The sequence below is a fragment of the Dyadobacter sp. HNCC25DJ187 genome, from assembly GCF_056895255.1.
On record NZ_JBXHAT010000001.1, the window covers coordinates 1,358,271 to 1,373,165 of the forward strand.

At 42.4% G+C, this 14,895-nt stretch carries 7 protein-coding genes; 4 read left to right on the forward strand and 3 right to left on the reverse strand.

What is annotated here, in order from left to right; translation table 11 throughout:
• Positions 1-105: 105 nt before the first annotated feature.
• Together AC1XUE_RS05550 and AC1XUE_RS05555 are read left to right on the forward strand one after the other, a co-directional pair.
• Positions 106-1,080 (forward strand): ScyD/ScyE family protein, encoded by a 975-nt coding sequence (locus tag AC1XUE_RS05550; RefSeq protein WP_483354941.1) that lies wholly within the window; start codon positions 106-108, stop codon positions 1,078-1,080.
• A 133-nt stretch (positions 1,081-1,213) separates the two neighbouring features.
• Complete coding sequence (locus AC1XUE_RS05555; RefSeq protein ID WP_483354942.1) at positions 1,214-2,743, forward strand: SulP family inorganic anion transporter; 1,530 nt, start codon at positions 1,214-1,216, stop codon at positions 2,741-2,743.
• Between the two features lie 53 nt (positions 2,744-2,796).
• Here the strand turns inward: AC1XUE_RS05555 and AC1XUE_RS05560 are convergent, their stop codons facing one another.
• Positions 2,797-3,120, reverse strand: coding sequence for a hypothetical protein (locus AC1XUE_RS05560; RefSeq protein ID WP_483354943.1), 324 nt, complete (start codon positions 3,118-3,120; stop codon positions 2,797-2,799).
• A 77-nt stretch (positions 3,121-3,197) separates the two neighbouring features.
• The gene (locus AC1XUE_RS05565) at positions 3,198-7,421 is read right to left on the reverse strand and encodes a hybrid sensor histidine kinase/response regulator transcription factor (RefSeq protein ID WP_483354944.1); all 4,224 of its coding nucleotides are present in this window, start codon (positions 7,419-7,421) and stop codon (positions 3,198-3,200) included.
• A gap of 601 nt (positions 7,422-8,022) precedes the next feature.
• On the opposite strand from AC1XUE_RS05565, the gene AC1XUE_RS05570 reads away from it, so the two are divergent.
• The gene (locus AC1XUE_RS05570; protein WP_483354945.1) at positions 8,023-11,253 is read left to right on the forward strand and encodes a SusC/RagA family TonB-linked outer membrane protein; all 3,231 of its coding nucleotides are present in this window, start codon (positions 8,023-8,025) and stop codon (positions 11,251-11,253) included.
• 10 nt (positions 11,254-11,263) lie between these two features.
• Complete coding sequence (locus AC1XUE_RS05575) at positions 11,264-13,258, forward strand: RagB/SusD family nutrient uptake outer membrane protein (RefSeq protein ID WP_483354946.1); 1,995 nt, start codon at positions 11,264-11,266, stop codon at positions 13,256-13,258.
• A gap of 68 nt (positions 13,259-13,326) precedes the next feature.
• Here the strand turns inward: AC1XUE_RS05575 and AC1XUE_RS05580 are convergent, their stop codons facing one another.
• Positions 13,327-14,889: a serine hydrolase domain-containing protein gene (locus AC1XUE_RS05580; protein WP_483354947.1), complete on the reverse strand. Its 1,563-nt coding sequence runs from the start codon at positions 14,887-14,889 to the stop codon at positions 13,327-13,329.
• Between the last annotated feature and the right edge of the window lie 6 nt (positions 14,890-14,895).

The window sequence follows — 14,895 nt, forward strand, 5'->3', positions numbered from 1 at the left end:
ATACCGTTAAGTAAGTTTTATAAATGTTAAACTGGAAAATGTAGTGTGTTTCAGATGAAGTGTAATTATTTTTATAATTAAATTCACTAAACCCAAAACAACGTGATGAAAAGCTCATTCTCCACTTTTGCGCTGGCAGGCATTACATTACTTTTTATTGGTTGTACCGACCATCAACCGCCATCAGCAGGACCTGCCAAATTAACACAGACTTCATTTGTAAACAATTTAGCTGCGCCCATTGGAATTGCCCTTGACGACAATGATAATATTTGGGTGACAGAGGCCGGTACAGGTAAAGACGATGCCAGCGTATCCATGTTCACTCAAACTGGGGTTAAAACCACCTTTCTGTCTAAATTACCATCTACCGTTTCTATGGGATCTATTGAGGGGATTAGTCACCTGCTTTATCGGAGTGGTAAACTATACATTTTGCATGGAATTAGCGGCAAACTGTACACAGCGGACGTTTCAGGTTTTAAACCAGGCAGTGATTCTGTTAAAATTAATACACTGGAAGTTCAGGATATCGGAACTTATGTCAGAAGTCTTGCCCTTACAAACCCGCTCAATTCCAATGCTTACGACCTGACTTTTGGAAAAGATGGCAATCTATATATTGCTGACGCAGGTGCAAATGCGATTATTAAAAGAGATAAAAATACTGGTGCGCTAAGTAAATTCGCCGAAATTCCAAAAGCTGATCAGGCAGATGCAGTTCCAACAGGTATAGTATATGATGGAACCAACTTTCTGGTTAGTACACTTACAGGATTTCCTTTTGCTGAAAAGGCTGCCAAAATATATAAGATTGATGACTTTGGTAGTGTAACTGAATATAAAACCGGCTTTACCAGTCTTACACATATCACACTTTCAGCTGAAAATAAGCCAGTCGTATTACAATACGGTTTATTCGGAATGGGATTTAGTCCGAATACCGGCAAGGTACTTGATGAAAGTGGTAATGTATTGTTGGACAAGTTAAACCTGCCTACCGATATTATCCATGGTAAAAATAATATGTATTATCTTCTGAGTTACAAAGATGGTACAATTACGAAGCTAACATACTAAGCGCATGGATAACTCCCTGATCTTCTCATGAAATCGGGGAGTTATGTTATAATTCGCCACTGGCTGAGCAAACACACAGAAGCACAGAGAAAAAAACAGTACTTTCGCAGAAAATGTGAATCCTGTTTAAGCCATGCAGTCTTACCTCAATCTGTTAAATTTCCGTCAGCAGATCAATTATAAAAATGAAATTCTGGCCGGCCTCACTGTCGCTATGACAATGATTCCGGAATCTCTCTCCTTCGCTATACTTGCGGGGCTTCCACCTTTGTGCGGACTTTACGCCGCATTCATTATGGGGCTTGTTACATCTGTCTTCGGCGGCAGGCCCGGACTCATTTCCGGCGGAGCAGGTGCTACCGTAGTTGTCCTTATTGCGCTGATGATCTCACACGGTATCGAGTATGTATTTGCCGCTATTATACTTGCAGGTGCTTTTCAACTTTTGGTAGGCATTTTTAAACTCGCCAAATTCATAAGACTTGTACCACAATCGGTGATGTATGGGTTTGTGAATGGCCTGGCAGTCATCATCTTTATGGCACAGCTTGATCAGTTTAAAATAAGGCAGGCAGGTGCGGAAGGCTGGCTGCAGGGCAGTGCCCTCATGACTATGGCCGGACTGGTTTTACTTACTATAGCAATTACCGTTATTTTTCCACGTATTACCAAAACAGTCCCTCCTTCCCTAGTAGCCATCATCGTTGTTTTTTGCGTTGTAATGGGCTTCCAAATTGATACCCGACTGGTCAGGGACATTGCTTCTGTAGGTGGAGGCTTACCCCCTTTTCATATCCCGGCCGTTCCGTTTACATTCGAGACCCTACAAATCGTATTTCCATATGGACTCATCATGGCAGGTGTTGGACTTACCGAAGGGCTGCTAACGCTAAACCTGGTAGATGAAATTACTGCGACGAGAGGAAACGGTAATCGGGAGAGTCTGGCCCAGGGCTGCGCCAATATCCTGAACGGATTTTTCTTCGGAATGGGTGGTTGCCCCATGATTGCACAAACACTTGTCAACCTTTCGGCGGGAGCCAGAACACGTCTGTCAGGAATCATAGCCTCATTCACAATTCTGTTTATTATTTTGTTCGCTTCACCTGTCATCGACCTCGTGCCGATGGCAGCTCTTACAGGTGTGATGATCATGGTTGCGATTGGCACTTTTGAATGGTCGAGCTTTCGTATCATCAACAAAATGCCACGGCAGGATATCTTTGTAGGAATTCTGGTAGCACTTATCACTATTTTCCTTCATAATCTGGCACTTGCTGTACTGATCGGTGTGATCATTTCGGCACTCGTGTTCGCATGGGAAAGTGCCAAAAGAATCAGAGCCAGAAAATATATGAAAGATGGTGCCAAACATTATGAAATCTATGGCCCACTATTCTTCGGATCGGTGATGGCATTTCATGAAAAGTTCGACATCAAAAATGATCCCGATACAGTTATTATCGATTTTAAAGATAGTCGTATCGCAGATATGTCCGGAATTGAAGCTTTGAATAAATTAACCGAGCGATATGCCAAAGAAGGCAAAAAACTACATCTCAAACATTTGAGTGAAGATTGCAGACATTTACTTGACAATGCATCATCTGTAATTGAAGTAAATATCATGGATGACCCGGATTATAGAGTTGCCCTTGACTAAAGTAAAAAAGTCCGGCAGTTGGTGCCGGACTTTTTACCAGGGCAGACAATTATTTACTTGTCATCCGTTTTCTTTTCAATCTTGGAAGCTGTTTTATTGACACCCTTTTTAGTAGCATCATAACCTTTTTCAGCAGTTTCACCTACGGCTTTCGCACCTTTCTTTACACCCTTTTTAGTAGCGTTATATCCTTTTTCAGCGGTCTCACCAACCTTTTCCCCTCCCTTTTTCACACCGTTTCCAACAACTTTTGCATCCTTCTTAACTTCTTCCCCCACTTTTTGTGAAGTAGCCTTTGCTTTTTCAGCAGTGGTTTCTTGTGCATAGCTCATGGTGGAAACAGCAACAAAAGCGGCAATGATCATTAATTTTTTCATAATTTTCAGTTTGTTTGTTCGATAACTATACACTAAAATGATGCCAGATGGCAACCCGATAGTCAGAACGAAAATCTTTATCTTGTGGTATGGTCGACTTTATGATTTTGCCGGTGCATGCGTGCATATTGTGACGGCGACATGTGGTAGATCTTCTGGAATGAAACTCTGAAATTTTTTGGATCTTCTATACCAACCATCAGCGCGATTTCCGATACACGTGCATGACCATGTGCCAAAAGATGAGCTGCCCGCTTCAAACGAATATCTTTGATAAATTCGATTACTGATTGTCCTGTAATACTCTTCACACGCTTGTAGAAAACCGATTGGCTCATTCCCATCATTCCCACCAGACTTTGCACATTGAAATCCGGATTCGCTAAATTCTGCTCAACAAGTTTCATCGCATTTTCGAGGAATGCCCTGTCTTCGTCGGGTATAACAATTTCCGTAGGCTGAAGCAAAATACTTCGCTGGTAATACTGATGAAGCTTATTTCTGTTCATTAGTATCGTATTAACCTTGGCTTTCAGTATACCCGGATTAAATGGTTTGGCAACGTAATCATCCGCTCCGGTTTCCAGACCTTCCAGTTCCTGTATCGCTGCGACTCTGGCAGTAAGGAGCAAAACAGGAATATGAGCAGTTTTCGGATTTCTTTTAATTTTCTTACAAAGATCCAGGCCATTCATGCCAGGCATCATTACGTCACTCAGCACAAAATCAGGTTGCAGATCAGGTACTTTATTCCATCCATCAACGCCATCCTCCGAGAGAACCACTTCAAATGCAGGTGCAAATAAACTACTCAGGTATTCCCTTAGATCTGAGTTATCTTCTACGATCAACATTTTACGACGCGTTCCGGAAGCTATGTCAATAGCTGCCACAGGCGTAGATTCCATTTCTTTGATTTCGTTATATTGAAGATTTCTGTCATACTGAACTTGCTTATCCTCCAACAACTGGGATACAGATATATGAGACTTTCCAAAAGGGAGTCTTACTTCAAATGTACTTCCCTTTCCCGGATTACTGCTCACAGAAACCTCACCCGAATGACTGTGGACAAGCTGTTTCACCAAAGCGAGACCAATACCTGTTCCTTCGGCATCAGCCACTACATGAGAAGCGCGGTAATAAGGATCGAAAATACGGTCTACATCCTGCTCACTGATCCCGAAACCAGTATCTCTTACAGTTATCTGAAGGTAATTATGAATCAGCTTTCCGGCTAGAAAAACTGCATCACTATTTTTGTCTCCATTCACAACCACTTCTATATCAACCTGTCCTCCCTGCGGAGAATATTTGAAGGCATTTGACAGAAGATTGGTCAGCACTATTTCCAATTTCTCTGTGTCAAAATAAAGCTGTATTTCTTCTTCAGGCAGAGTGATCTGGTAACTCATATTTTGCTCTTGTGCCTTATGCCGGAAAATGAGAAAAATTTCATGGATAAAGCTCAGAATATTTCCTCTTGTTACAGACAGCATTGCATTACCCGTTTCTACTTTTCTGAAACTCAACAGCTGATTCACAAGATTGAGCAGTTTCTGGGTCTGCTTGTGCATCATATTCACTTTCTCTTTCATCTCACCCGACTCTCCGAGATAGGCCATAAATTCTTCCATTGGCCCTAAAATCAGCGTGAGTGGTGTACGAAACTCATGGGAGACATTGGTAAAGAAATTGATCTTAACCTCTGCAATCTCCTTCTCCTTTTCAGCATGGATTTTTTCGAGTGCGATCCTGTTCTTTAATTCAAGTCTGCTTAACGTTATCTTCCTGTAAATTAAAAAAGCACCCAAAATGATTAACACATAGCCTGCATAAGCCCACCATGTCTTATACCAGGGAGGTAAAACAATCACCTTCACCTGCGCTGGTTTCACTGACCAAAGCCCTTCGCCATTACTGGCTTTTACTTTGAAGATATATTCTCCCGCAGGAATATTCGCAAAACTAGCCACACGTTGTCCTTCCGGCAATTGTATCCAGTCTGTATTGTAACCTTCCAGAAAATACGCATACTGTTGTTTGTGGGGATTGATGTAATTTAATCCCACAAACTCAAAAGAAAAGTCATTTTCTGATGCCTTGATCATCACTCCTTCAGGTTCTGAAAACGGTCGTGTAACCATCGTGCTTCCCACCTCATTGTCATGATCTCCGGAGTTTTTATTCAATACCCTCAATCTGGTAATATGCACTACGGGTGCATGTGGATTAGGCCGGATGGCTTCAGGTTTGAAATAATTAAGTCCATTTGTTCCTCCAAAATACATCGTTCCATCAGCGGAATGAAAAGCAGAACCTACCTTGAAGGAATTGCTCTGCAAGCCGTCACTGACATCATACTGCATCACTTTTTTAGTTTCAGTAGTAAATCTGAATAAACCCGCCCCTCCTATCCACAGGTTACCATTTTGATCAGCAAGTATACTTTCAATATCATTTTCAGGTAACCATTCATAATATCGCTCTACCCTGTATGTTTCTTTTTCTTTAACCAAACGGTGCAGACCGCCACCGATAGTTCCTGCCCAAATATCACCTGACTCATCCTGTAGTAACGGCCATGCAAAATTGACTTTTAAACTATTTTCGTCATCAGCACGATGACTGAAGTGATTGAGCACACGCAATGATTCTTTCCCCGCTTTGATCTTTAGAATACCATTATCAGCAGTACTTGCCCAGAGAACATCTTCTTTGCTGTCATATAATAAAAAAGTAAACTGGTTTGAAGGCAAAGCAGAGTTTTCAGTATAAAATGCCCTGATGAAATTACCCTTCTGATCAAAAAGCATCAAACCTTCGGTTGTCCCTACCCAAACCTGCTGATGCTTATCCGTAATGATGCTCTCTATGCTCATATAATTCCATGGCTTATACCCTGGAATCGGGGGAAGGCTCCTTAATGCTGTGCCCGATTTACGATCCAGTAAGAAAAGTCCGTTATAGCGCGTTCCGATCCAGACCGCATCCCCGCCAATGTACAATGCAGCAACATCTACACCTGTAACATTTCCCTGCAGCGAGCGATTTAGGAAATTAGTATAATGACGCCGTTGAGGATCGTAACGGGAGAAACCATTTCTGGTACCAATGAACAGTTGATTATATTGCTCATCTTTCCTGATCACATTTACATAATTGTTAGGAAGTGCACTGCTTTTGGTAGCGTCACGGCTTAGATGGGCAAAACGTGCTGTATTAAGATGCACTTTATTTATCCCACCCGACGAAGCTGCCAACCACAAATTATTAAAAGAATCTTCCAGTATTTCATGTATTCGGCCTGAGTTGATGCTGTTCACTTCTCCATCAGATGGTAAAAAAGTTCGAAACGTATAGTCGCCGGACTGGATGCCAGTATTTTCGGTCATCAATAATCCGAAATCAGTACCAATCCACAAGCGTCGTGATGAATCCATAAAGAAACACTGCACACCTCTGAATACAGTAGACGCTGTAATAAAGGCTGGCCGCTGTGCAAATACTTCCTCTTTTACAATTCTATATATCTTTTGATCCCCGCCAATCCATAAATCACCGGATTTGTCCAGATACATCGCCCGTATAAACTGTTCAGTGAAATTAGAAACCCTTTGAGGATATACGTTTGCATTCTCCGCCTGATAAGCATCCATTCGCCACAAGCCTACCCCAAAAGTCCCTATCCAGATTTTGCCGGCGGGATCCATTTGTAAACTGGATATATCAAAAGGTATCGGGGAAGATAAATTGAATCTGATATTTTCGAGTGCACTGATCTGACCTTTCGTGTCCAATCTCAGAACAAACAATCCTTGATCCTGTGTGCCTATCCACAACTTACCCTTTGCATCAACAACCAGTGACCGAATGGTAGTCTTATTGATCCGGTCTAAATTTTTCCTGAACTGACCCTGCGGAATCATTGCTTTGATATTCACAAAAGCATCACTAGCCGGGTTGTAGCAAAATAATCCTGCACGTTCTGTTCCTGCCCATATACGCCCATTTCTGCCACTGTGCAGTACACGGATTCTATTACTTGAAACACCGCTTTCTCCATCATTATAGAGTTCATATTTTTTCAGCTCGTACCCGTCATAACGGTTGATCCCGTTGTTGGTCCCGATCCATATGAATCCATTTGAATCCTGACTCACCGCCATTGCATCACTGTGAGCAAGTCCTTCGTCCACCGTTATATGTTCAAATTTAAATGCGTTCACAGGCTGGCCGTGCAACCTGATTACACAAGACAGCAACACACTAAATATGATAACCAATAACCGATTCCTCATTCTTATTCTTTGTTCATTATTCCTGAAAGGATGCTACCTCAACCCTCACCAGCATCTTAACTAATATTAGAATAGTACTATTAAATTTTTGTTATCTTTTTTTGTATTCAAACGAATTACACCCCTTTAAAAACGAATTGCACCCCTCTTTTATCACATCAGGTTCATAATTTTGAACTATTCAAATTATTATTTGACACTTAGTCGAAATGCTTAAAATACAACACTAAGTAAATCAATCTGTATCAGAATACCTGCTTTTGAAGTCTTTATGTATTGGTAAAGGCTATGATATAAAATCATCGAACAGATACAATCAAACGAAGGCATTTCTTTCAAAAGTACAGTTCACACACAAAGATCTTGATAGCACTGGAGGAGCAATCTGAACAGAGAATCGAGCCATTTAAATCAGATGGTAAAAAGCAATATCCACCAAACTATAAGTGTACATATGACACAAGAGAAATCTACTGCAAATTAAAAGAGAATCCCCTGTTCCCCGGTTGATATCCGAACTGTCGACCACCATGTTTAATAAGTTCTGTAAAATCCGGCCCCAGTAACCTCACCGGATGAAGTTCTAACCAATTATTCTATAATGAAAAGAAAATTACACGTGTTTCTCAGAGAGCCTGGTTTACTGCTCGGCTTTATGATGACTTTGTTATCCTTCACCAGCAGCTTTGCACAAACTGTAAAAGTGGAAGGAGTAGTAAAAGATGCCCAGGGAGCATTGCCTGGCGTGAGTGTGGTTGTGAAAGGTACAACCACCGGAACCATCTCCGATGTGGATGGAAATTATAAGCTCGATGCGGACAAGAATGCAGTTCTGATCTTTACCTTCATCGGTTACACAGCGAATGAAATAGCACTTGCAAGTCGTCAGCCTTCGGCAGGTGGTGTTTACAAGGTAGATGTGACCATGGCTAATAATGATAATAACCTTGATGAGGTAGTTGTTGTCGGTTTTGGTACACAAAAGAAAGTGAACCTCACGGGTGCTGTAGCGACGGTTGATGCAAGAGCTATTGAAAACCGCCCCGTACGAAATGCGACGCAAGCATTACAAGGGATGGTTACAGGTTTGAATATTGCTCAAAACAACGGATCGCTGGAAAGTAATCCTTCCATCAACATTCGTGGTGTAGGCTCGATCGGCACCGGTTCTTCTTCTGATCCTCTAATTTTAGTGGATGGTATGGAAGGTTCATTAAATTCAATCAACCCACAGGATATTGAAAATATTTCCATTCTGAAAGATGCTTCAGCCGCTTCTATCTATGGATCTCGTGCAGCTTTTGGTGTAATACTTATTACTACCAAGCGCGGTAAGTCCGGGAAACTTCAGTTAAATTACAACAATAGCTTGCGTTCATCGACTCCGGTATTAATGCCTAAAATGATGGATTCTTATACTTTTGCGCTCTATTTTAATGACGCGGGACAAAACGGAGGAAGTGCACCTCACTTCAACGCAGCTCACTTACAACGTATTCTGGATTATCAAAATGGCGTAATCACAAATACAACGATCCCCGATCCCAATAATCCAACCCGTTGGGCTGACGGATATGCACATGGAAATGCAAATCAGGATTGGTATAAGGCAATGTATCGTGCAAGAACGCTTTCTCAGGAACATAACTTCAGCCTGAGTGGTGGTAGTGAAAAAACACAGGTATACCTATCCGGTAACTACATGGGTCAGGAGGGTTTAATGAAACTCAACCAGGATGACTTTACCCGTTATGGTTTTACAGGGAAAATCAATTCTCAATTAACAGATCAGGTATCGGTCAATTATAGTACTCGTTTTATTCGCGAAGATTATAATCGTCCATCACAGCTGGGCACCGGCTTCTATGAAAACCTTGGACGTCAGGGATGGCCGACTTTACCACTTTATGATCCAAATGGTTATTTGTTCAGCTCACCTTCTCCTGCCTTGGGAATGCGTGATGGAGGAAAGGACCGTAACCAGACTGACAACCTTTATCAGCAATTGCAATTGGTTTTTGAACCAGTGAAAGGTTGGAAAACATTTGCAGAAATCAACTATCGTACCCGAAATGATTTCCGTCACTGGGATGTGCAGCGCACGTATAACTATGATGTAGCAGGCAACCCTGTACTTTACGGTCGTAACTCAGAAGTTTACGAGTATGCATATAAAGAGAACTTCTTCAACACTAACCTCTATTCAGAGTATAGTAAGACTGTGGCAGAAAAGCATTTCTTCAAAATCATGGGAGGTTTCCAAACAGAATTGTTTAAGTCTCGTATGTTCAATGCTTCGAAGAATGGTATAATGGTCGCTACTTTACCAACCCTTAATACCACCGATGGAAATGATATTAACGGTAAACCAACTCCTCCAATCGTAAACGGAACTTATCATCGTTGGGCAACTGCGGGATTTTTTGGGCGCCTTAATTATGACTACGAAGGAAAATATTTGCTTGAGGCTAACCTGAGATACGACGGTTCTTCCCGTTACCGTGCAGCGCAGCGTTGGAATCTTTTCCCATCAGTTTCTGTGGGATGGAATATGGCAAGAGAGCGCTTCTGGGAAGATAACATCTCAGTTATCAATACCATGAAACTACGCGCTTCATACGGACAACTAGGTAATCAGAAAGCTAGAGAAAACTCTAACGATTTTTATCCAACTTATTTAACACAGCGTGTCTCTGCAGGGGCAGGAAGCTGGCTGATCGACGGCGTACGTCCTAACATAGCAAGTTCTCCGTTACCAATCAGTACTACGCTGACCTGGGAAACTGTTAAGAGCTACGACATCGGACTTGATTGGGGGTTGTTTAACAATAAGCTTACCGGTTCATTTGACTGGTTCCTTCGTGAAACTTTGAATATGGTTGGACCTGCTCCTACATTACCTGCAATTTATGGTATAACTGTTCCTCAGATTAACAACACCGACCAGAAAACAAGTGGATTTGAATTCGAGATTGCTTACAACGACCGTACAAAGGCTGGTTTAGGGTATAATGTGAAGTTTTTATTATCTGACAATCAAACCACGATCACAAGATATCCTAACCCAACAAATGACCTCGCTCAATACAGAACGGGACAGAAAAAGGGAGAAATATGGGGATTCGAAACCGTTGGCATTGCCAGATCTCAGGAACAAATGGATGCCCATCTGTCTAGTCTTCCAAACGGCGGACAAAGTGCATTCGGTTCACAGTGGGCAGCAGGTGATGTTATGTATGCCGACTTGAATGGTGACGGAAGAATTGACCAGGGAGCAAACACCCTTGCCAATCCTGGTGATAAGAGGCTACTTGGTAATAACACGCCACGCTATACCGTAGGTATGGACATTAATCTGGACTGGAAAGGATTTGACTTCCGTGGATTTTTACAGGGAGTATTGAAAAGAGACATGTGGCAAGGAAGCTACTTTTTCTGGGGTGCAACAAGCAACATGTGGTTCTCTACTGGTTTGGTTGAGCATGTTGATTACTTCCGTAATGATCCAAATCACCCACTGGGAGAGAATCTTGATTCATACTATCCACGGCCTAACTTCAGTAGTGGTAAGAATCAGCAGGTACAGAGTGGCTATTTACAGGACGCATCTTATATCCGTCTTAAAAATATACAGTTGGGATATACCATTCCGGCTACCATAACTCAGAAATTTGCGGTTCAAAAACTACGTTTCTACATATCAGGAGAAAACATATTTACCAGAAGCAAGGTTGCTAAAATGTTTGACCCTGAGACAATCGACGGCGGATCAGGAGGAAGTGTTTATCCTCTCTCCAAGGTATATGCAGCAGGTCTAAGTGTAACTTTTTAAAATACGAAGAATGAACATTTTTAACAATAGAATAATCAGTGGTCTGTCAGTGATCATGACCGCCGCATTTGCGGTATCGTGTAATGACTATCTGGACCAGGCTCCTTTGTCAAATATATCTCCGGAAGCCTATTTGCAGGAAGAATCACAATTGGCAGCGTATGCGGTGGCCCGGTACACCGAAGTTCTGCCTTCTCATCCTAACTGGAATTTTGGTACGTTTGGTTTCGATGGCAACACCGATAACATGGCTGTGCCGAATTTAGATAACAAATACATACCAGGTTTGTGGCGTGTAGGAGCTGATGGTGGGGACTGGAACTTTAATAATATTTATCAGCTCAATTATGTCCTTCAAGCTGCGGTTCCCAGACTTCAGTCAGGTGCTATAACAGGTAATGTGGCAAATATCCGTCACTATATTGGAGAACTTTACTTTTTGAGAGCTTATGAGTATTTCACAAAATTGCAGGCTGTCGGAGATTTCCCCATCGTAAGAAATACAATGGCAGACAACCAAGAGATACTTACAGCAGCGAGTGCAAGAAATCCCAGAAATGAAGTGGCTCGATTCATCATCTCAGATCTGGATTCTGCTGCTTTGCTGATGCAAAACGCCGCTCCGACCGGCGGCACGAACCGTATCTCCAAAAAAGTAGCCCAATTACTTAAATCTCGTGTGGGTCTTTATGAAGGAACTTGGTTGAAATATTTCAAAGGAACTGCTTTGGTACCTAATGGTCCTGAATGGCCAGGGAAAAGCAAAGCTTATAACGCTAATTACCAATTCCCAAGTGGAAGTATTGAAGGGGAAATAGATTTCTTCTTAACACAGGCAATGGCTTCCGCCAAGGAAGTAGCATCTACAACTACCTTAGTCAATAACACAGGAGTAATTGAAGCACTTGCAGCTGAGAATCCGTATTTTACTATGTTCAGTGCTGAAAGCATGAGCAGCTATAGCGAAGTATTACTTTGGAGACAGTATAATAGAACACTGATAACACACAACGTACCCGTGAATGCCATGGCTGGAAACTATGCTGTTGGACTTACGCGCAGTATGGTTGAAAGTTTCGTAATGGCAAATGGCCTTCCGATTTATGCAGCGGGTAGTGGTTATAAAGGTGATGATTTTATTACCGACGTGAGACAGGGACGCGATGGACGTTTGAACCTATTTTTGAAAGAACCTGGTCAGAAAAATGTCTTGATCAACTTAGATCAGGGAACTCATGCAACAGAAATTGAGCCAACTCCTCAAATCTGGGAATCAAGCAACGAGAAAAAATATTCTACTGGTTATACCATTCGGAAAGGTCTGACTTACAATGCAGCACACGCAGGAAACGGAGCTGGGTATACAGGCTCCATCACTTTCAGAGCAGTAGAAGCTTATCTGAATTATATGGAAGCGTGTTACGAAAAAACAGGAGCACTTGACGGTGACGCAAGAACGTACTGGCAGCAGATCCGTACACGTGCGAAAGTAAGTACGAATATCGACGCTACCATTGCAGCTACTCAAATGAGCAAAGAAACTGCTGACTGGGGTGCATACTCTGCAAATCAGCTGATCTCTCCAACCTTGTACAACATCCGTCGTGAGCGTCGTAGTGAGCTAATGGCAGAAGGACTTCGCTTTATGGATCTGAAAAGATGGAGAGCGATGGACCAGATGATCAATACGCCTTACCATGTAGAAGGATTCAAATTATGGGGTCCAATGAAAGCCTGGTATACACCAGCTCAGCTTACATTTGGCGCAACAAACAATGCATCAGTTGTATCTGACCCCGCATTAAGCCAGTACCTGAGACCTCATCAGATTCGCAGTAATGCCGACTCTTACAAAGGTTCACGTTGGGCAATGGCACATTACCTCAACCCGATTGCCGCACAGCATTTCCTTCTGACAGCAACCGGCGGTGATGTTTCAACATCTCCGATTTACCAGAACCCGGGATGGACTCCAACAGCCGGTTCTGCTCCTAAAGGATTCTAAACTTACTGCTTTTAAATAAAAATGGGTACCCGCTTCGGCAGGTACCCATTTTTTTGCTATCAAGTATTTCAATGAGGCTCCGGATTGTGCAAATATTTATGAAAATTAACCGGCTCCGTTCGTCTGTTATTCTCTGTTGTATTGATACCTGAAAAAGCCCATAAAACATAAGATGTAATATCTGAATAGAAATCAGAACGAATCGGAAAAAGCCCATCGCCATTCCTTAGTGCATTGGTAAAAATAACCACCGTCAGATCGTCAGGACACTTCATCCACAAACTCCTGAAGCCCTTGGCGCGCCCGGTTCCCAGTCCAAGTTGCCACCACCCATCGTGATATGAAAATTTACCCTGCGGCGTAACTGTACTATAGCTCCCTAACCCGGCAGTCAGTACAGAATCTTTCAAAGCAGCAGATAACACAGATACATCTGAGGTGGAAAACAAGCCCGCATATATTTTCGCAGCTTCTCTGGCGGATAGATATAAACCATAACCCCCTGCTGTATTCCTGAAATCCCCGGGATCAAAACCGAATCCTCCCTCTGTATAAGGATGATCATAACCATATACCGGCGATTGGGCAGCGTTTACAAACAGGTCATCTGAGGTTACGCCCAGTTTGGCAAACACATTTTCTTTGATATAATTTTCATAGATTTTTCTTGTTTCCAGATCATCTGTCTGATCGTCTCCCGTGAATTTGTATCCAAGTATAGCCGGAATCAGTATTCTAAACATACCATAATTTGCGTTCTGATAACATTGTCTGCCTCGGTTATCAGTTCTCACTCCTTTCTGAATCAGGGATACCAACCCACTGTATACATTTTCAAGGAAAGCGCCATTCTGGCAAACGTCAGTGAAGCCTACAAGACCACTTCGATGAAGCAGCAAATCTCTGAAGGTAATCTTATCAACGTTCGGACCTTTCGTCCAGGAAGCTGGAAGATACGCCATGATGGGGTCACTGGTTTTAATACCTTTTTCAGCAGCCAGTTTAAGGAAAGCAACCGAAGTGATGGTCTTGGTCATACTCGCCACCTGCATTTTAGTATCCAGGCTGACCAGTTTTTCTCCACCCTGCTCGATACGTCTGGCTTGATATCCGCCAAAACCTTCACCCACCACTTCATTCTTTCTCGTTACAATAAAGCTGTAGCCAAAACCCTGGTTCCTGAGTGAGCCGTCCAGGGTTTGTACAAGTCGTTTGATATAGTCCGGCTGGGTTGTAAATGTTTGGAGCTGACCATATACGATCCCATTATTAGTTTCTACAAATGCCCTGAGTTTGTAGTTTGTATTCTTCACAAGACCCTGGATGAGAATTGTATATTTCGCAGGCGATGGAAGCCCTCCGGTATATTCTCTGCTCCTATCTGAAATGGTAGGTAGCCCGGTTACCGAATTTTCTGCATATACAAAACCATATCTAAGTACCGTTCCAGGCAAAGTCTCAGTCAATGAGGTTGTAACTCTGACTGCATTGTCAACAATATCATAAATACTCGTTGAGTCTGCCAGCTCGGAAGGCAGAGGGTCCGGATCTTTACGGCAGCCGGTGCTGGAAAGGCCGATTACAATAAAACTGAGAAGTACTGCAAATTGACACAGCGGTGTACGTACCATAAAATA